Origin of the sequence: Microbacterium sp. NPDC058389, from assembly GCF_042722305.1 — a bacterium.
In the GTDB taxonomy this organism is placed as follows: domain Bacteria; phylum Actinomycetota; class Actinomycetes; order Actinomycetales; family Microbacteriaceae; genus Microbacterium.
Window position 1 is genome coordinate 316,112 of record NZ_JBHXJQ010000001.1, and the last position, 18,239, is coordinate 334,350.

The 18,239-nt window shown below is 70.8% G+C and carries 17 protein-coding genes; 8 read left to right on the forward strand and 9 right to left on the reverse strand.

The window, feature by feature from the left end; genetic code table 11:
- Positions 1-148: 148 nt before the first annotated feature.
- From ACFWJ8_RS01645 to ACFWJ8_RS01660, 4 genes are all read left to right on the forward strand, one after another.
- Positions 149-694 carry a single-stranded DNA-binding protein gene (locus tag ACFWJ8_RS01645; protein ID WP_378808129.1) on the forward strand — a complete coding sequence of 182 codons (546 nt, stop codon included), beginning with the start codon at positions 149-151 and terminating at the stop codon, positions 692-694.
- Between the two features lie 60 nt (positions 695-754).
- Positions 755-1,291, forward strand: a complete 537-nt coding sequence (locus ACFWJ8_RS01650; protein WP_378808132.1) for a DUF6993 domain-containing protein — start codon at positions 755-757, stop codon at positions 1,289-1,291.
- 337 nt (positions 1,292-1,628) lie between these two features.
- Positions 1,629-3,308: an energy-dependent translational throttle protein EttA gene (ettA, locus tag ACFWJ8_RS01655; protein WP_378808134.1), complete on the forward strand. Its 1,680-nt coding sequence runs from the start codon at positions 1,629-1,631 to the stop codon at positions 3,306-3,308.
- Positions 3,301-3,822 carry an acyl-CoA thioesterase gene (locus ACFWJ8_RS01660; RefSeq protein WP_378808136.1) on the forward strand — a complete coding sequence of 174 codons (522 nt, stop codon included), beginning with the start codon at positions 3,301-3,303 and terminating at the stop codon, positions 3,820-3,822. The genes ettA and ACFWJ8_RS01660 overlap by 8 nt, the downstream gene beginning before the upstream one ends.
- Positions 3,823-3,849: 27 nt before the next feature.
- On the opposite strand, the gene ACFWJ8_RS01665 is transcribed toward ACFWJ8_RS01660, so the two are convergent.
- Complete coding sequence (locus ACFWJ8_RS01665; protein ID WP_378808660.1) at positions 3,850-4,710, reverse strand: acyl-CoA thioesterase; 861 nt, start codon at positions 4,708-4,710, stop codon at positions 3,850-3,852.
- A 104-nt stretch (positions 4,711-4,814) separates the two neighbouring features.
- Between ACFWJ8_RS01665 and ACFWJ8_RS01670 the strand changes: the two genes are divergently transcribed.
- A complete protein-coding gene (locus ACFWJ8_RS01670) occupies positions 4,815-5,492 on the forward strand; it encodes a hypothetical protein (RefSeq protein WP_378808138.1) in 678 nt (225 codons plus the stop codon).
- Between the two features lie 30 nt (positions 5,493-5,522).
- Here ACFWJ8_RS01670 and ACFWJ8_RS01675 read toward each other — a convergent pair whose 3' ends face one another.
- The 8 genes from ACFWJ8_RS01675 to pepN all read right to left on the reverse strand — a co-directional run bounded on the left by ACFWJ8_RS01675 (position 5,523) and on the right by pepN (position 15,211).
- The gene (locus ACFWJ8_RS01675; protein WP_378808140.1) at positions 5,523-7,187 is read right to left on the reverse strand and encodes an FAD-binding dehydrogenase; all 1,665 of its coding nucleotides are present in this window, start codon (positions 7,185-7,187) and stop codon (positions 5,523-5,525) included.
- 36 nt (positions 7,188-7,223) lie between these two features.
- Positions 7,224-7,709 (reverse strand): globin, encoded by a 486-nt coding sequence (locus ACFWJ8_RS01680; RefSeq protein WP_378808142.1) that lies wholly within the window; start codon positions 7,707-7,709, stop codon positions 7,224-7,226.
- The gene (locus ACFWJ8_RS01685) at positions 7,706-8,797 is read right to left on the reverse strand and encodes a mechanosensitive ion channel family protein (RefSeq protein WP_378808144.1); all 1,092 of its coding nucleotides are present in this window, start codon (positions 8,795-8,797) and stop codon (positions 7,706-7,708) included. The genes ACFWJ8_RS01680 and ACFWJ8_RS01685 overlap by 4 nt, the downstream gene beginning before the upstream one ends.
- 36 nt (positions 8,798-8,833) lie before the next feature.
- Positions 8,834-9,523, reverse strand: a complete 690-nt coding sequence (locus ACFWJ8_RS01690) for a response regulator (protein ID WP_378808146.1) — start codon at positions 9,521-9,523, stop codon at positions 8,834-8,836.
- Positions 9,520-10,782, reverse strand: a complete 1,263-nt coding sequence (locus ACFWJ8_RS01695; protein ID WP_378808148.1) for a sensor histidine kinase — start codon at positions 10,780-10,782, stop codon at positions 9,520-9,522. Before ACFWJ8_RS01695 ends, ACFWJ8_RS01690 begins: the two co-directional genes overlap by 4 nt.
- A 10-nt stretch (positions 10,783-10,792) precedes the next feature.
- Entirely contained in the window at positions 10,793-11,596 is an 804-nt protein-coding gene (locus ACFWJ8_RS01700) for an ABC transporter permease (RefSeq protein WP_378808150.1), read from the reverse strand.
- A complete protein-coding gene (locus ACFWJ8_RS01705) occupies positions 11,593-12,504 on the reverse strand; it encodes an ABC transporter ATP-binding protein (RefSeq protein ID WP_378808152.1) in 912 nt (303 codons plus the stop codon). Before ACFWJ8_RS01705 ends, ACFWJ8_RS01700 begins: the two co-directional genes overlap by 4 nt.
- 163 nt (positions 12,505-12,667) lie before the next feature.
- Positions 12,668-15,211, reverse strand: a complete 2,544-nt coding sequence (pepN, locus tag ACFWJ8_RS01710) for an aminopeptidase N (RefSeq protein ID WP_378808662.1) — start codon at positions 15,209-15,211, stop codon at positions 12,668-12,670.
- 163 nt (positions 15,212-15,374) lie between these two features.
- Here pepN and ACFWJ8_RS01715 point away from each other — a divergent pair, with 163 nt between their 5' ends.
- From ACFWJ8_RS01715 to ACFWJ8_RS01725, 3 genes are all read left to right on the forward strand, one after another.
- Complete coding sequence (locus tag ACFWJ8_RS01715; protein WP_378808154.1) at positions 15,375-16,574, forward strand: ferrochelatase; 1,200 nt, start codon at positions 15,375-15,377, stop codon at positions 16,572-16,574.
- 81 nt (positions 16,575-16,655) lie between these two features.
- Positions 16,656-17,201, forward strand: coding sequence for a ribose-5-phosphate isomerase (locus ACFWJ8_RS01720; protein WP_378808156.1), 546 nt, complete (start codon positions 16,656-16,658; stop codon positions 17,199-17,201).
- Positions 17,202-17,205: 4 nt separating this feature from the next.
- Positions 17,206-18,204 (forward strand): Fpg/Nei family DNA glycosylase, encoded by a 999-nt coding sequence (locus ACFWJ8_RS01725; RefSeq protein WP_378808159.1) that lies wholly within the window; start codon positions 17,206-17,208, stop codon positions 18,202-18,204.
- The last annotated feature ends 35 nt before the right edge of the window (positions 18,205-18,239 follow it).

Below are 18,239 nucleotides of genomic sequence, written 5' to 3' on the forward strand. Positions count from 1 at the left end.
CCCCCATGAGGTTCTCCCCAGATCGTGAGGGAGAAGCCCGATGCAGCCGCCGCGCACGAGAGGCTGATCCCACCGCCGGCGTCCTCGGGCACGGGGCGCCGGCGGAGACCAGGGGATCGACCTCTGGCTCGCGGAGAGAGGAACAGACATGAGCGATCTGTACGACAGCATCACCGTCACCGGGAACGTGGCCACGGAACCCGAGTTCAAGCGCACGCAGAACGGGCTGGGCATCACCTCGTTCCGGGTCGCGAGTGGGCAGCGACGGTTCGACCGCCAGTCCGAGCGCTGGATCGACGCCGGTACGAACTGGTACACGGTCTCGGTTTTCCGCGGCCTGGCCGACCACGCGTTCGCCTCGTTGCACAAGGGCGACCGCGTGATCCTGACCGGCCGGCTGCGACAGCGGGAGTGGGACAACGGCGAGAAGCGCGGGACGGCGCTCGACATCGAAGCCGACGCGATCGGCCACGACCTGCTGTGGGGCACGACGACGTTCGTCAGGGACGAGCGCAGGCAGAGCATCGATCCGGTGCCCGCGGACGCGTGGCAGGCGCCGGCCGCGACGGAAGCCTGGGCGGCGCCGGGTGTGGACGCGACCGACGGGACGGATGCGGTGCCGCCGATGGCGCTCGACGCCGGGGCCGGCGAACTCGTCGGCGTCGGGGTGAGTGCGGCCGACGCGCCCTTCTGAGGCATGGCGTCCGCCGCGACGTTCAGGGGGGGGTCGGGTCGGCGCACGTAGACTTCTCGCGTGGCCCGACACCCTTCCCCCGCGAACGGCTCGTCGAGCCCCGTGAGGCGCACCGCCCCCGTGCTGCTGGCAGCGCTCGTAGTGGCCCTCGCGACGGCCTGCGCGCCGGTGACCCCGGCACCCACCCCGTCCGCCTCCGGCTCGGCGACGTCCGCCGATCCGACTCCCGGCGGCAGCCCGAGCCCGACCGGGGAGGATCCTCCGGCGGCCCTGATCCCCGACGGGACGGCACAGGACAACCTGCCGTTCTTCTCGGCCGTGACCGCCTCGGTCTGGGCGACGGACGCGCGGGTCTCCGGTCGCGCCTACATCGACGCGCTCGTCGCGGCGGGCTTCGACAAGTCCGCCATGCAGGTCACCAACGACACCTCCACGGTCGGCAACCCGGCGGAGAGCATCCAATTCTCCGTCCGCTGGGGGGACGAGTGCCTCGTGGGCCAGGTCGGCCCGGCGACCGGGGACCCCGTCACCGTCGTGGTCCCGGTGGTGTCCGAAGGCACGTGCCTCATCGGCCAGACCCGCCCCATCGACTGGTGACTGCAGCCCGTGAGGGCGCATGCGCGCCCGGCGGGCTGGGACGCTGACGTCAGATCCGTCGGCCGACGCGAGTGAGCTGGATTCCCGCGCTGCCGTCGAGAGCTGCGTTGCGACATCGTCACGGGCGGACTGGCGGGATCACAGTGGGAGACATCGCCGGGTCGCCGGTTGTGCAGAGGACGGTAGAGAGCCGAGCGGGAGGGTCACCTCGGCGTGCACAGGGGTCGTTGATAGGCTGGGACGGACTCCCGGCTGACCCGGCACCCCGCCAACACGCGGTGGCGCGCCGCTGATTCCAGGCGGACCAGGAACCCTACTTAGAAGGTGGTATTGCTCGGTGGCCGAATATATCTACTCGATGGTCCGAGCCCGCAAGGCGGTCGGCGAGAAGCTGATCCTCGACGACGTGACCATGGCGTTCCTGCCGGGCGCCAAGATCGGCATGGTCGGCCCGAACGGAGCCGGCAAGTCGACGATCCTCAAGATCATGGCCGGTCTCGACACCCCGTCCAACGGCGAGGCGAAGCTGTCGCCCGGGTTCACCGTCGGCATCCTCATGCAGGAGCCGGAGCTGGACGAGTCGAAGACGGTGCTGGAGAACATCCAGGAGGGCGTCGCGATCAAGGCGAAGCTCGATCGCTTCAACGAGATCTCGGCCCTGATGGCCGACCCCGACGCAGACTTCGACGCCCTGCTGGCCGAGATGGGCACGCTGCAGGAAGAGATCGACGCCGCCGACGCGTGGGACCTCGACTCGCAGCTCGAGCAGGCGATGGACGCGCTCCGCACGCCGCCGGCCGACGCCTCGGTCTCGAACCTCTCGGGCGGTGAGCGCCGCCGCGTCGCCCTCGCGAAGCTGCTCCTGCAGAAGCCCGACCTGCTGCTGCTCGACGAGCCCACCAACCACCTCGACGCCGAGAGCGTGCTGTGGCTCGAGCAGCATCTGCAGAAGTACGCGGGCGCCGTCATCGCGATCACGCACGACCGGTACTTCCTCGACAACGTCGCTGAGTGGATCGCGGAGGTCGACCGCGGCCGGCTCATCGGCTACGAGGGCAACTACTCGACCTACCTCGAGAAGAAGGCCGAGCGCCTCGCGATCCAGGGCAAGAAGGATGCCAAGCTCGCCAAGCGTCTCGCCGAAGAGCTCGACTGGGTCCGCTCGAACCAGAAGGGCCGTCAGGCGAAGTCCAAGGCGCGTCTGGCCCGCTACGAGGAGATGGCCGCCGAGGCGGACCGCACCCGCAAGCTGGACTTCGAAGAGATCACGATCCCCCCGGGGCCGCGCCTGGGCAGCGTCGTCATCGAGGCCAAGAAGCTCCAGAAGGGCTTCGACGGGCGCTCGCTCATCGACGGCCTCAGCTTCACCCTGCCGCCCAACGGCATCGTCGGCGTCATCGGCCCCAACGGCGTCGGAAAGACGACGCTGTTCAAGACGATCGTGGGCCTGGAGCCGCTCGACGGCGGCGATCTGAAGATCGGCGAGACGGTCAAGATCAGCTACGTCGACCAGTCGCGCGCGAGCATCGACCCCAACAAGACGCTGTGGGAGGTCGTCTCGGACGGCCTCGACATCATCACGGTGGGCAAGACCGAGATCCCGTCGCGTGCCTACGTGTCGAAGTTCGGGTTCAAGGGACCCGACCAGCAGAAGAAGGCCGGGGTGCTCTCCGGCGGTGAGCGCAACCGCCTGAACCTCGCGCTCACGCTGAAAGAGGGCGGCAACCTGCTGCTCCTCGACGAGCCGACCAACGACCTGGACGTCGAGACGCTGCAGTCGCTGGAGAACGCGCTGCTCGAGTTCCCCGGCTGTGCCGTGGTGATCACACACGACCGGTGGTTCCTCGACCGCATCGCGACCCACATCCTGGCGTACGAGGGCACCGACGAGAACCCCGACCAGTGGTACTGGTTCGAGGGCAACTTCGAAGCGTACGAGGCGAACAAGATCGACCGCCTGGGCGCCGACGCGGCTCGTCCGCACCGCACCACGTACCGCAAGCTGACCCGTGACTGACACGGCTCGCGCGGAGGCCGCTCCCACTGGGGGCGGCCTCCGACTGCACATCCCCATCCATCTGCGGTGGGGCGACCTCGATGCGTTCAACCACGTGAACAACACGTCGATGCTGAAGCTGCTCGAAGAGGCGCGCGTCCGCGCGTTCTGGGTCCCGGCTCCGGGCGAGGACGCGCCGTCGACCGCGGTGCTCGACTCGAGCATCTTCAGCGGCGTCCTGACGCTCATCGCACGACAGGAGATCGAGTACCTCGCGCCGGTGCCGTACCAGCGGCACCCTCTCGACGTGCAGATGTGGTTCGGCAAGGTCGGCGGCTCGAGCATCGAGGTCTGCTACGAGGTCTACAGCCCCGTCGAGACAGCCGACCTCCAGCACGTCCTGTACGCGCGGGCGACGACGGTGATCGTGAAGGTGGATGCCGCCACCGGGCGTCCGATGCGCCTCACCGCCGCCGAGCGCGACGCCTGGGCGCCGTACGTCGGCCAGCCCATCGAGTACGCGCACCGCCGCTGAGTCACGACGGTGGCCAGGTGGCCCACGTCAGCCCTGCGTGAGTCGGTCCTCCGGGACCCGCACCATGATCTCCTGCGCGACGCTCGCGAGCAGCGCGCCGTCCGCGCTGTAGATGCGCCCCGTCGCCAGTCCGCGGCCGCCCCGGGCGCTCGGGGACTCCTGGACGTACAGCATCCACTCGTCCACGCGACCGAAGCGGTGCCACCACATCGCGTGGTCGAGACTCGCGACCTTCAGCCCCGGAGTGGTCCAGGCGATGCCGTGCGCACGCAGAATGGACTCCTGGATCGTCAGGTCGGTGAGGTACGCCAGCGCGGCGCGATGGATCGCGGGGTCGTCGGGAATCGTGCGGCGCACCCGCATCCACACCATCTGGTCGGGCTGCTGCGGCCCCTCGACGGCCGTGTAGATCGGCGACGGGATGTGGCGCAGCTCCACCGGCCGGTCCGTGAAGAACCTCTTCGACATCGGATGCAGGCCGTCCAGCCGCGCCTCGATGTCGGGCAGGTCATCGGGATGCGGCACACCAGAGGGCATCGCGGCCTGGTGCTCGAGGCCCGGGTCCTCGTCCTGGAACGACGCGATCATCGAGAAGATCGGCACGCCCTCCTGGTAGGCCTGGGTGCGGCGGGTCGAGAACGAGCGGCCGTCGTGGATGCGATCGACCGAGAACGTGATGCCCTTCGCGGAATCCCCGGGCCGCAGGAAGTAGCCGTGCATCGAGTGCACCTTGCGGTCATCCGGGAGCGTGCGGGATGCGGCCACGATCGACTGCGCGAGCACCTGGCCGCCGTACACGCGACCGAGCGGCATCGACTGCGAGCGCCCGGTGAAGATGTCCTCCGTCGTGCGCGCATCGGAGCCGCTGAGGTCGAGCACCGAGAGCATCGACGCGACGGCGTCGGCGGGGGGATCGGCGGGGTGCTCGACGTTCACGGGTCTCCTCTCCGGGCGGCCGGCGCCCGTCGTTCCGCTTGGTAGCTTAGGGGGCGATGTCTCCCCGCCTGCTGTTCGCCGATCCCTCCTCCGCCGCCGACGCGCTCACCTTCGCCCGCCGCGCGGCCCGCTTCACCGTCGAGGGCGTGCGGCTGCAGGCTGCCGGAGGCGTGCTGGCGATGACGGCCGCCCCGCTGGCGCCGAAGGGCCTCGGCGACGCGACGCCGACCGTGCTGGCGATGCGCACGCTGTCGGCAGACCCCGAGCTCGTGTGCGACCTCGTGGTGGACGCGTCCGCGCTGACGGCCGTCGCCGACGATCCGCTCGCCCTGACGCTCCCCGAGACCGCTCTGTCGGCCGCGTGGGCCGGCATCGCGCCGCCCCGCACCGGGTGGGCGGCACGGCCCGGTATCGACGCGTCGACGCTGGCTGCCAAGGCGCAGGGCGGCATCGCCCAGGTGTCGGACGCGGTGCCCACGGATGCCGGGGAGGACGTCGTCCGTGCCGTCCGTGCGGCCGTCTGGGGTGCGCCGGACGACGACCTCGGCGGTCTGCCGCTCGGGGTGGCGTTCGCGGCCCTCAGCATGGGCTTCATCAGCGGCGCCGAGACTTCGCGCGTGTTCGCGAACGGACCCTGGACGCGGGTCACGCTCGACCGCGGTCACATCGTGGTGCGAGGACCGATGGTGTCGGGTCTCACGCCGGTGCGGCGCACCGGGCCCGCCACCACCTGACGGCGGCGCGAGCCCGGGGCGCAGAGCGCGTCAGACGGCGGCTGCGGCCGCCCGGCCGGCGACGCGCCCCGAGAAGAGGCATCCACCCACGAACGTCCCCTCCAGCGCACGGTAGCCGTGCACGCCGCCGCCGCCGAAGCCGCTGGCCTCGCCTGCCGCATACAGGCCCGGCACCGGGGCGCCGCCCGCGCCGAGCGCCCGGCCTGACAGGTCGGTCTCGATGCCGCCCAGCGACTTGCGGGTGAGGACGTGGAGCTTCACCGCGATGAGCGGCCCGGAGTCGCGCGCGAGGATGCGGTGCGGGCTCGCGGTGCGGATGAGGCGGTCACCGCGGAACGCACGCGCGGACCGCAGCATCGCGATCTGCGCGTCCTTCGTGAAGTCGTTGTCGATCTCGCGGTCGCGGGCCTCGACCTCGAACCGCACCCGCTCGGGATCCAGCGCCTCGCCGCCCGGCAGCGCCTGCATGCCCGCGATGAGGTCGTCGAGCTTCTCGCGCACGACGAAGTCGGCGCCCTTGTCCATGAACGCCTGCACGGGGCCGGCCGCGCCCTTGCCGAGCCGCGACTTCGCCAGCAGCCGGACGTCCTTGCCGGTGAGGTCCGGGTTCTGCTCGCTGCCCGACAGCGTGAACTCCTTCTCGATGATCTTCTGCGACAGCACGAACCACGAGTGGTCGTATCCGGTCGCCCGCAGATGCGCGAGCGTGCCGAGCGTGTCGAAGCCCGGGAACAGCGGGACGGGCAGCCGCGTCCCCGTGGCGTCGAGCCACACCGATGACGGGCCGGGGAGGATCCGGATGCCGTGATCCGGCCACACCGGATCCCAGTTCTGGATGCCTTCTACGTAGTGCCACATGCGGTCGCCGTTGATCAGGCGGGCGCCGGCGGCCTCGGACACCGGCTGCATCGAGCCGTCGACGTACGCGGGGACGCCTGTGATCATCGTCTCCGGGGGAGTGCCCAGGCGTGCGGGCCATGAGCGGCGCACGAGGTCGTGGTTGCCGCCGATGCCGCCGGATGCGACGATCGTGGCCTGCGCGGACACGGTGAACGTGTCGACGACGTCACGCGAGCTGGCCACGCCGCGACCCGTGCCGGAGGGCTCCAGGACCTCTCCCTCGGCGCCGGTGACGACGCCGTCCTCGACCGTGAGCGAGGTCACCTTGTGGCGCGGCAGGATCGTGATGCGACCGTCGGCCTCGGCGGCTTCCACCTCCGCCTGGAACGGGGCGACGATGCCGGGGCCGGTACCCCAGGTGATGTGGAACCGCGGCACCGAGTTGCCGGGACCGGTGGCGGTGTACCCGCCGCGCTCCGCCCAGCCCACGATGGGGAAGAACCCGACGCCCTTCTCGCGCAGCCACGCCCGCTTCTCCTGGTGGGCGAACTGCAGGTACGCCTCGGCCCATCGACGAGGCCACAGGTCCTCGTCACGGTCGAATCCGGCGTTGCCGAACCAGTCCTGCCGGGCGAGCTCGATCGAGTCGCGGATGCCGAGACGGCGCTGCTCGGGCGAGTCGACGAAGAACAGTCCGCCGAAGGACCACCAGGCCTGTCCGCCGAGGTTGGTGCGCGGCTCCTGGTCGACGATCGTGACCTTCTTGCCCGCGGCGGCGGCTTCGGAGGCGGCGACGAGTCCGGCCAGCCCCCATCCGATCACGAGCACGTCGGTGCGATGGGTGGCTGTGGGCATGTCGACTCCTTCGTCGGCCGGGGGGTGTTGGGGATGTCAGCGAGTGGGGTCGGTGCCCGCCGGCGGGGCGGCGGTCACCGGAAGGGATGCCGCGGCGCGGGCGCCGGCCGCGGGGCCGATGCCCGACGGCTCGAACGTGTTCACCATGGCGAACGCGGCACGCTGCAGATAGTCCCACAGCGTCGCCTCGTGCAGCGGCGGGAGTTCCAGAGCGTCGACGGCGGCGCGCATGTGGGCGAGCCAGCGGTCGCGCGCGTCCGGGTCGATGTGGAACGGCGCGTGGCGCATGCGCAGGCGCGGGTGGCCGCGCTCCTCGCCGTACGTCGTCGGGCCACCCCAGTACTGCTCCAGGAACGTGGTGAGGCGGTGCTTCGCGGGGCCGAGGTCCTCTTCGGGGTACATCGGCCGCAGCACCTCGTCGTCGGCGACGCCGCGGTAGAAGACGTCGACGAGACGCACGAAGGTGTCGTGGCCGCCGACCTCCTCGTAGAACGAGATCGGCGTGGTGGCGGCATCCGTCATGAGGGTCCTCCGGGAGTCGACCCGGGCTCATCACCGGGGGACGGCTTCTTCTTGCTCGTGCGCTTGGGCTTCCAGACGGCGCCCTCGGCGGCGGGGGCGACCGGGTTGGGCCGCGTCTTGGGCGGGTTGGCGCCGCGCACGCGCTGGGCACCTTCGAGGCCCGAGGGCATGACCGCCGTGAGGGACGGCAGCGAGATGCCCATCTCGTCGATCGCGTGCTTGAGGCGCATGCGAAGCTCGCGTGCGACGTCGTCCTTGGCGTTCGCCCGCGTCTTGATGACCAGCCGGATGACCAGGGCGTCGCCAGAGATCGACTCCAGGCCCCACACCTCGGGCTGCTCGATGATGCGCGTGCGCCACTTGGGGTCCTTCGCCAGGCCCCTCGCGGTGTCGAGCATCACGCGCTCGACCTCGTCGATGTCGGAGTCGGTCGCCACGGACAGGTCGAGGATCACGCGCGACCAGCCCTGCGACAGGTTGCCGATGCGCGTGATCTCGCCGTTGCGCACGTACCAGAGCGTGCCGTTGACGTCGCGGACGTGCGTGACGCGCACACTGACGTACTCGACGATGCCGGTGGCGAGCCCGAGGTCGACGACGTCGCCGATGCCCACCTGGTCCTCGGCCACGATGAAGATGCCGTTGAGGACGTCCTTGACGATGTTCTGGGCGCCGAAACCGAGGCCGGCGCCGACGGCGGCGGTCAGCAGCGTCAACGAGCCGAGGGCGGTCGGAGCCAGGACGTTGATGATGAGCAGCAGCGCGATCACGACCACCGTGACGTTGACGATGTTGCTGAGGATCGAGCCGAGGGTGCGTGTGCGCTGCACGAGCCGCACCGAGGCGAGCGGTGAGCGCTCCAGCGCCTGCGTGTCGTCGACGTTGGCCTTGCTCTTCGCGCCGTTGACGATGCGATTCACGACACGGTGGATCACGACGCGCAGGATCCACACCAGCAGCAGCGCACCGACGATGATGCCGGCCACCCACGCCAGGTTGATCCCGGCATGCACGAAGAACTCGCCGAGGTCCTGCCAGAAGGTCGACGGAGTGGCCTCAGCAGTGTCAGCGAGCGGGAGCGAGATCATCCCCACCAGCCTAACGATCGCGGCCTTGGAAAGACCTCAGCGTACGGGCGGCATCGGCTCGTCGTCGTCGAGCAGTCGCAGACGGTGGGCAAGGATCACGGCGTGGATGCGGTCGCGGGCGCCGACCTTCGCGAGCACCCTGCCGACGTGGGTCTTGACGGTCGATTCGCTCAGGAACAGCTGCTGCGAGATCTCGCTGTTGGTGTAGCCGCGGCCCATCGCCAGGAACACCTCCCGTTCGCGCTCCGTGAGCTCGCCCGTCGGGTCGGGGAGCGCGGGCTGCGCAGGAGGCTGCGATGCCAGCCGATCGAGCAGGACCCGCGTGATCCGCGGTGAGAGCGGGGCGTCGCCTCGGCGCACGGCGCGGATGGCGGACGTGAGCTCCGCGCGCTGGGCGTCCTTCAGCAGGAAACCACTCGCCCCCGCCTCCAAGGCGCCGAACGCGTACTCGTCGAGGTCGAACGTCGTGAGCACCAGGACCCGGGTGTCGGGGGCGAGGCGGCCGATGAGAGCGGTCGCCGCGATGCCGTCGAGCACCGGCATCCGCACGTCCATCAGCACGACGTCGGGATGCAGCCGCACGGCGAGGTCGGCGGCCTCCTGCCCGTCGCCGGCCTCACCCACGACCACGAGGTCGTCCTCGGCTTCGAGCACGAGGCGGAATCCGACGCGGATCAGCGCCTGGTCGTCGGCGATCAGCACCCGGATCGGGGTGGCATCGGTCATCGGTCGTCCTCTCGCGGCGGGGTCGGGTCGGCGTCGGGCGACGGCGCGGGGATCGACGCTGTGAGCTCCCACCCGCCGGCGCCGTCGGGGCCGGCGGACAGCGTCCCACCGATATGCGCCATGCGCTCTGCGATGCCGCGCAGGCCGAACCCGCCGCGCGTGTCGGCCGGCTCGGCGCGATCGTTGCGCACGGTGACGGTCGTGGTGTCCATGCCGTGCTCGATGACCACCCGGATGGCGGTCGCCGCCGGCGCATGCCGCATCGCGTTGGTCACGCCTTCCTGCACGATGCGGCCGATCGCATACTGCGCCGCGTCGGAGAGCTCCGCGGCGCCGGTGACGACCAGCGTGGCGGGGTAGCCGGCGCGTTGCGCCGCGGCGACGACGTCGTACGGCGACACGGGGGCGAGGGGCGCGAGCGGCGCGTCCACGTCACCGTCTCGCAGCACGCCGAGCATCGTGCGCATCTCAGTGAGCGCCTCGCGTGCGGTGCCGGCGGCGGCCTCCATGGCGCCGCGCGCGCGGTCGACGTCCGGCGTCGCGGCGGCACCCTCGGCGAGGGCCACGATGACGGTCAGCGAGTGCGACACGACGTCGTGCATCTCGCGGGCGATGCGGGCGCGTTCGTCGGCCGCCGCCAGCTGCGCCTGCTGGTCGCGCTCGACGACGAGCTGGCGCGAACGGTCGATGACGGCCTCCAGATAGCGCTTGCGGTTGCCGATGTTGATGCCGACGAGCGCGCCGACGAGGGCGACCACGGCCGCGGCCAGCAGCGCGTTGAGGGCCGCCTGCAGTTCCACGGCGCCGACCAGCACGCTGAGCGCGCCGACGAGGGCGATGGCGCCCATGCCGACGCCGTACGCGATCCAGCAGAGGCGGCTCGACCCGTACACCGCGACGGCGTACATCGAGAGGATCAGGAGGGGCGAACCGGCCGCCGACGGGTACGCGAGCATCACGAGCTGCAGCAGCACGGCGAGCGCGTACGGCACGAGAGGCCATCGGCGACGCAGCAGCAGCGACGCCGCGGCGGCGATCGCGATCACCATCGACACGATGTGGACCGGCGCTCCGGGATCTGCGCCGTCCGTGCCGACCGGGCCCGCCGTCGTCACGGCGATGGCGAGGCCGATGAGGGCGACGACGATGTCGGTGAAGAGGGGATGCCGCGCCCAGAACTGCCGGATCACTCCGGGTGGCCGTGGGAGCAGCAGCTCCGCATCCGCCGGGGCGGATGCGGAGCTGCTGCGGCGTGCCATGGGCTCGACCTTACGCGTCACGCGTACGGAGGACTCCCCAGCCGATCAGCAGCGGGATGAGGGTCCATCCGGCGAGCGCGAGCAGGGCCGGCAGGAGGTCGTCGCCGCCGGGCGCCGTGAGCGTCGATGCCGCGTTCATCGGCAGGTACTGGCCGAGGTCCACGATCCAGCGCCAGCCCTCGCCGGCCATCGCGAACATGCTCACCACGATCGGCAGGACGAAGAGGACGCCGACCGTGGTCGCGATCGCGCCGGCGCCATTGCGCACGATGAACCCGAACCCCAGCCCGATGAGGGTGAAGGCGACCATCGACAGCACACCGTAGGCGAGCGGGACGAGCGACAGCGACGGCTCGGACCAGTCGATGCCTTCGGTGAGGAGCGGCGCGGTGGCGACGATCGCGATCGCGTACGTCAGCACGGTGACGACCGCCATGAGCGCGGCGACGACCACGGCCTTGGCGACGACGACGGCGCCGCGGCGCGGTTCTGCGGTGAGGGTCGAGCGGATCATGCCGGTGGAGTACTCACCGGTGATCACGATGGCACCCAGGATGCCGGCGACGAGCATGGTGAACTGCGTCGGCGAGAGGATCGCGCTGACGGCGGGGAAGCCCGTGCCGAAGCTCGAGGAGGCGGCCGCGATCATCATCGAGATCGCGATCGAGAGCGCGGCCGTGACGCCGAGCGACCACCACGTCGAGCGGACGGAGGTGACCTTGATCCATTCGCTGCGGAGCAGGTGGCCGAAGCTCAGGCGGTAGGGCGAGACGGCGCGCGTGCGCGTGGCCGGCTCGGTGGCGAGGGCGGTCATGAGATCTCCTTGGTCTTGTACTCGACCGAGCTGTCGGTGAGCGCGAGATAGGCCTGTTCGAGCGATCCGGTCGTGGTGGTCAGTTCATGGATCGGGATGCCGTGGGCCGCGGCGGTGTCGCCGACGAACTCCGGAGTCAGCCCTTCGATGTCGAGAAGCCCGGGGGCCGTGCTGCTGATCCGCACCTCGGGGCCGGAGACGAGCCCGGCGAGGTCGGCGGCGCGCGGACTGCGCACCCGCATCGTCATGGTCGTCCAGCCGCGCACGAGGTCGTCCAGCGGTGCGTCGGCGAGGACCCGCCCGCGCCCCAGCACGACGATGTGGTCGGCGGTCTGCGCCATCTCGCTCATGAGGTGGCTCGACAGCAGCACGGTGCGGCCTTCGTCGGCGGCGTGGCGCACGAACTCCCGCACCCAGCGCACGCCTTCGGGGTCGAGCCCGTTTACGGGCTCGTCGAGGATCAGGGTGTGCGGGTCGCCGAGCAGCGCGGACGCGATGCCGAGACGCTGCCCCATGCCGAGCGAGAACTTGCCGGCGCGCTTGTTCGCCACCGATTCGAGGCCGGTGATCCGGATCACCTCGTCGACGCGGGAGAGGGGGATGCCGTGGGTCGCGGCCATCGCGCGCAGGTGGTTGCGGGCGGTGCGGCCGGTGTGGACGGCCTTGGCGTCGAGGAGCACGCCGACCTCGGTCAGCGGCGCGCGCAGCGCGCGGTAGTCCTGTCCGCCGACGGTGGTGCGTCCCGACGTCGGGCGGTCGAGCCCGACGATCATGCGCATCGTGGTGGACTTGCCGGCCCCGTTCGGGCCGAGGAAGCCGGTCACCTTGCCGGGCTGGACGGTGAACGAGACCCCGTCGACCGCGGTCTTGTCCCCGAATCTCTTCGTGAGCTGTTCTGCAACGATCATGGCTTCGACGCTACGGGCAGGTGCGCCCTCGCCGCGTCCACCCGCGGTGCCGTCGCCGTCGCGGCGGGCGGTACCGGAGGATGATTCCCGCCGACCCGGAACACGGATGCCTCGACCCTGCGCGTGCGCGGGGTCGAGGCATCCGGTCGGTGTGTCCGAAGGACTACTGTGCGTCGCGGTCCTGGACGGCCAGGGCGCGCTCGACGCCGGCGAGGTTCTCGGCGACGAGGCGGCGCAGCGCGGGCGCGGCGTCGGCGTTCGCCTCGAGCCACGCGCGCGTGGCGTTGCGCAGCGCCACGTCGGCCAGCGGTGCCGGGTACAGGCCCACGATCAGGTACTGCGCGATCTGGTACGTGCGCGAGTTCCAGATCGGCAGCAGCGCGTCGAAGTAGCGCGCGACGTAGCCGTCGAGCAGGTCGCGGCCGGCCGGGTGCACGAAGCCGAGCGCCGCGGAGCGGACGATCGTGTTCGGCTGGTCGTCGCGGTCGACGAGCGACGCCCACGCGGCATCCTTCGCCTCGGGCTGGGGCAGGGCGGCCTTGGCCTGTGCCGCGAACTCGCCGCCCTTGGCCGTGTTGTCGGCCTCGAGCGCCGCGTCGATGTCGGCGGCGGTGACGACGCCCCCGGCGGCGAGCGAGACGAGCAGCTGCCACGACAGGTCGGTGTCGATCTCGAGGCCGTCGAAAGACTCGGCGCCCTCGCGCACGGCGCGCACCTTGTCCCACTGCGCGGCGGTGGCCGCAGCCGACGCGAACGCGGTCACGAACTGCAGCTGGCTGTCGCTGCCCGCCTCAGCGGACCGGGCGAGCTCCCACAGTGCGTCGGCGACCTTGGCGCGGGTGATGTTGCGCTTGTCGGGTGCGACGTACGAGTTCGCGGCGAGCTGCAGCTGGCCGAGCGTCGTGCGGACGGTTGTCGACTCGGTCTCTGCGCCGATGTTGCGCAGGACGAGGTCGACGTAGTCCGATGCGGATGCTTCGGCGTCGCGCGTCTGGTCCCACGCGGCACCCCACACGAGCGAGCGGGCCAGCGGGTCGCTGATCTTGCCGAGGTGGTCGATCGCGGTCTGCAGGGACTGGGCGTCGAGGCGGATCTTGGCGTACGCCAGGTCCTCGTCGTTGAGCAGCACGAGCGCCGGACGCGTGTGGCCCTTGAGCTCGGGCACCTCGGTGAGGTCGCCGTCGACGTCGAGCTCGACATGGTGGACGCGGACGAGCGCGTCGCCGTCGAGCTCGTAGAAGCCGACGCCCAGACGGTGCGGGCGGATGGTCGGGTAGTCGGCGGGCGCCGTCTGCACGATCGCGAAGCGGGTGATCTTGCCGTCGACGTCGGTGACGATCTCGGGCGCGAGCGTGTTGACGCCGGCGGTCTCGAGCCACTTCTTCGACCAGGTCGACAGCTCGCGGCCGCTCGTGACCTCGAGCTCCGAGAGCAGATCCGACAGCTCCGTGTTCGACCACTGGTGCTTCTTGAAGTACGCCGCGACGCCGCCGAAGAACGCCTCGATGCCGACCCAGGCGGCGAGCTGCTTGAGCACCGACCCGCCCTTGGCGTAGGTGATGCCGTCGAAGTTGACCTGGACGTCTTCGAGGTCGTTGATCTGCGCCACCACCGGGTGGGTCGAGGGCAGCTGGTCCTGGCGGTACGCCCAGGTCTTCTCCATGGCGTTGAAGGTCGTCCAGGCCTCGGTCCACTCGGTGGCCTCGGCGGTGGCGATGGTCGACGCCCACTCGGCGAACGACTCGTTGAGCCACAGGTCGTTCCACCACTTCATGGTGACGAGGTCGCCGAACCACATGTGGGCGAGCTCGTGGAGGATCGTGACGACGCGGCGCTCCTTGACGGCATCCGTCACCTTGGAGCGGAACACGTACGTCTCCGTGAAGGTGACAGCGCCCGCGTTCTCCATGGCGCCCGCGTTGAACTCGGGCACGAACAGCTGGTCGTACTTCGCGAACGGGTACGGGAAGTCGAACTTCTCCTCGAAGTACGCGAAGCCCTCGCGCGTCTTGTCGAAGATGTAGTCCGCGTCGAGGAACTGCCACAGGCTCTTGCGGCCGTACACGCCGAGCGGGATCACACGGCCCGAGGCGCTGGTGAGCTCCGAGAACGTGGCCTCGTACGGGCCGGCGATGAGGGCCGTGATGTACGACGAGATGCGCGGCGTGGCCTCGAAGACCCAGGTCGCACTGCCGTCGCCGTGCTTCTTGGGGTCGGGCGTGGGGGAGTTCGAGACGACCTTCCACGGCTCGGGAGCCGTGACCGTGAACTGGAACGTCGCCTTGAGGTCGGGCTGCTCGAACACCGCGAAGACGCGGCGCGAGTCGGGGACCTCGAACTGCGAGTAGAGGTACACCTCGCCGTCGACGGGGTCGACGAAGCGGTGCAGGCCCTCGCCGGTGTTGGTGTAGAGGCAGTCGGCGTCGATCACGAGCTCGTTCTCGGCGGCGAGGTCGTCCAGCGCGATGCGTGAGTCGGCGAACGCGGCGGTGTCGATCGACCGGCCGTTGAGCGTGATCTCACGCACGTCGCGCGCGATGAGGTCGATGAACGTCGAGGCGCCGGGCGTCGCGGTGAAGCGGACGACAGAGCGCGATCCGAAGATCTCGGCGCCCTTCGTCAGGTCGAGTGCGACCTCGTACGACTGGGTGTCGACGATCGCGCGGCGCTCCTGCGCCTCGATGCGGGTGAGGTTCTCTCCAGGCACTGCTGTGGCTCCCATGGGTGAGGATGACGATCGATTCGTCCACGCTGCTGGCGCCGACGACAACCGTCCCAGCCTACGCGAGGTGTCCGGTAGCACCAGATCCGACGCGATAACCGGGGGCGAACGGACGCGGCGCGCCCGCTCGCGGTGTCAGGATGGAGGGGTGAGCCCCGCCGAACAGCCCCTCGTCCCGTTCGCCTCTCCCGCCGCCGCCCCCGGCGCCCCCTTCGTCGAGGTGCCCGTCGCGTACGACGGCATCCTGCTCGCCGGCTTCGGCGGCCCCGAAGGCCAGGACGACGTCATCCCGTTCCTGCGCAATGTGACGCGTGGTCGCGGCATCCCCGACGAGCGGCTCGAAGAGGTCGCGCACCACTACCGCCACTTCGACGGCGTGAGCCCGATCAACGCCCAGAACCGCGCGCTCAAGGCCGCGCTGGAGGCGGAGCTGGCCGGGCGCGGCATCGAGCTGCCGGTCTACTGGGGCAATCGCAACTGGTCGCCGTACCTCGACGAGGCGGTGAGGGATGCCGCCGCTGCCGGTGACACCAATCTCCTGGCCCTCGCGACGAGCGCCTACTCCTCGTTCTCCAGCTGCCGGCAGTACCGCGAGGACTTCGCGCGGGTGCTGACCGAGACGGGGCTGGAGGGCACCGTCAGCATCGACAAGGTGCGTCAGTTCTTCGACCACCCCGGCTTCGTGCAGCCGTTCATCGACGGCGTGCGTGCGGCGGTCGCCGGCTTCCTCGGCGACGGGATCGCCCCCGAGGCGGTGCGCGTGCTGTTCTCGACGCACAGCATCCCGACGGCCGACGCGGAGCGCTCGGGTCCGCGCGAGGGGGACGAGCTGCACCGCGACCTGGGGGAGGGTGGCGCGTACGCCGCTCAGCACCTCGCGGTGGCAGAGGTCGTCATGGCCGCAGTGGCCTCCGAGATCCCGGGTGCCGAGCGCATCGGCTGGGACCTCGTCTACCAGTCCCGCTCGGGCCCCGCGAGCCAGCCGTGGCTCGAGCCCGACGTCAACGACGTGATCGCCGAGCTCCCGGCCGCCGGCATCCAGGCGGTCGCCATCGTGCCCGTGGGCTTCATGAGCGACCACATGGAAGTGCTGTGGGACCTCGACACCGAAGCCATGGAGGCGGCCGACGAGGCCGGCATCCGCGCGGTCCGCACGCCGACTCCCGGCGTCGACCCGGTGTTCGTGTCGGGCCTGGTCGACCTCGTCGAGGAGCGCCTGAACGGCACGCCGTCATCCGAGCGCCCGCACGCGACCGGCCTCGGCCCCTGGTTCGACGTGTGCCGTCCGGCGTGCTGCGAGAACGTGCGCGCCGGGTTCAAGCCCGCCGCCGCCGGCATCGCACCCTGATCCGCACGACCTCGTGAGAGTGGATGCCGGGGCCCCGGCATCCACGTCCGCCCTGTCCCGCCCCTCTCTAGGATTGAGCCCATGCGCATCCACATCGCGACCGACCACGCCGGCCTCGAGTTCTCGACGCAGCTGCAGCACCACCTCGCCGCGGCGGGGCACGAGGTCGTCGACCACGGTCCCCTCGAGTACGACCCGCTCGACGACTACCCGGCGTTCTGCATCCGAGCCGCTCAGGCCGTGGTGAGCGACCAGGCCGCCGGCATCGAGACCCTCGGCGTCGTGTTCGGCGGATCCGGCAACGGCGAGCAGATCGCGGCGAACAAGGTGGCCGGCGTCCGCGCGGCGCTCGTGTGGAGCATCGCCACGGCCGAGCTCGCCCGCGAGCACAACGACGCCAACGTGATCGCGATCGGCGCCCGCCAGCACACGTTCGAAGAGGCCGCGTCGTTCATCGACCGGTTCGTCGCGACGCCGTTCTCGGGCGAGGAGCGCCACGCCCGCCGCATCGCGCAGCTGGCGGCGTACGAGGAGGACGGCTCGCTGCTGCCCGACCCGCGCGCGACGACCGGGCAGCCGGACGTGCTCGCGGCCGACGACAGCTCGTTCGACCCCGAAGCCGGCTGACCCGATGCCCGAGGGCCATTCCGTCCACCGCATCGCGCGCCAGTTCGACCGCAACTTCGTCGGCCGCCCGCTCGTCGCCTCCAGCCCGCAGGGCCGGTTCGCCGAGGGCGCCGCGATCGTGAGCGGGCGTACGGCCACCGAGGTGCGGGCGGTCGGCAAGCAGATGTTCCTCGAGTTCGACGACGACCTCTGGCTGCGTGTGCACCTCGGCATGTACGGGGCATGGGACTTCGCCGGTGAGATCCTCGTGGATCCCACGATCGCGTCGGCGAACGGCCGCATGGGGCAGACGAATCAGCGCGGCACCGACCTGGGCGACCCGATCCTGGATTCTGCGGGCGAGAACTCGCTCAGTTCGATCGGCGCGCCGCGCCGAGCGCGCGTGCACGTGCGCATGTCGGAGCAGACCACGGGCCTCGCCGATGAGGGCGACGAGTGGCCGCCGCCGGTCGTCGGCCAGGTGCGGCTGCGCCTGCTCACCGACGTGACGTGCGCAGACCTGCGCGGGCCGACGGCCTGTGAGCTGCAGACGCCGGACGAGGTCGCCGCGACGATCGCGAGGCTCGGCCCCGACCCGCTCGTCGACGACGTCGCCGAGGGGGAGGAGCGCTTCACGTCCGTGGTGAGGCGCAAGCCGACGGCGATCGGGCTGCTGCTCATGGACCAGAACGTCGTGAGCGGGATCGGCAACGTGTACCGCGCCGAGCTGCTGTTCCGGGCGCGCCAGAACCCGCACACCCCGGGCCGCGACGTACCCGAGGAGGTCGTGCGCGACCTGTGGCGCGACTGGGTGCGGCTCCTCGCCATCGGCGTCGAAACCGGCCAGATGATGACCATGGACGACCTCGACCCCGACGCGTATCGTGCGGCGATGGCCAGCCGCGACGACCGGCACTGGGTGTACCACCGCGCCGGCCTGCCGTGCCGCGTGTGCGGCACGACGATCGTCGTGGAGGAGGCCGCCGGTCGCAAGCTCTACTGGTGCCCCTCCTGCCAGGCGTGACCCGCCCCACCGCACGGCGCGAATAGGCTGAGCGC

What these genes read in the sequence shown, in the direction of transcription:
- ACFWJ8_RS01720 (WP_378808156.1), top strand. Translation starts at nt 16,656, where the DNA reads ATGCGCATCCACATCGCGACCGACCACGCCGGCCTCGAGTTCTCGACG.
- ACFWJ8_RS01665 (WP_378808660.1), bottom strand. Translation starts at nt 4,710, where the DNA reads ATGCTCTCGGTGCTCGACCTCAGCGGCTCCGATGCGCGCACGACGGAG.
- ACFWJ8_RS01685 (WP_378808144.1), bottom strand. Translation starts at nt 8,797, where the DNA reads ATGATCTCGCTCCCGCTCGCTGACACTGCTGAGGCCACTCCGTCGACC.
- ACFWJ8_RS01645 (WP_378808129.1), top strand. Translation starts at nt 149, where the DNA reads ATGAGCGATCTGTACGACAGCATCACCGTCACCGGGAACGTGGCCACG.
- ACFWJ8_RS01695 (WP_378808148.1), bottom strand. Translation starts at nt 10,782, where the DNA reads ATGGCACGCCGCAGCAGCTCCGCATCCGCCCCGGCGGATGCGGAGCTG.
- ACFWJ8_RS01670 (WP_378808138.1), top strand. Translation starts at nt 4,815, where the DNA reads ATGTCTCCCCGCCTGCTGTTCGCCGATCCCTCCTCCGCCGCCGACGCG.
- ACFWJ8_RS01675 (WP_378808140.1), bottom strand. Translation starts at nt 7,187, where the DNA reads ATGCCCACAGCCACCCATCGCACCGACGTGCTCGTGATCGGATGGGGG.
- ACFWJ8_RS01680 (WP_378808142.1), bottom strand. Translation starts at nt 7,709, where the DNA reads ATGACGGATGCCGCCACCACGCCGATCTCGTTCTACGAGGAGGTCGGC.
- ACFWJ8_RS01725 (WP_378808159.1), top strand. Translation starts at nt 17,206, where the DNA reads ATGCCCGAGGGCCATTCCGTCCACCGCATCGCGCGCCAGTTCGACCGC.
- ACFWJ8_RS01690 (WP_378808146.1), bottom strand. Translation starts at nt 9,523, where the DNA reads ATGACCGATGCCACCCCGATCCGGGTGCTGATCGCCGACGACCAGGCG.
- ACFWJ8_RS01700 (WP_378808150.1), bottom strand. Translation starts at nt 11,596, where the DNA reads ATGACCGCCCTCGCCACCGAGCCGGCCACGCGCACGCGCGCCGTCTCG.
- ACFWJ8_RS01705 (WP_378808152.1), bottom strand. Translation starts at nt 12,504, where the DNA reads ATGATCGTTGCAGAACAGCTCACGAAGAGATTCGGGGACAAGACCGCG.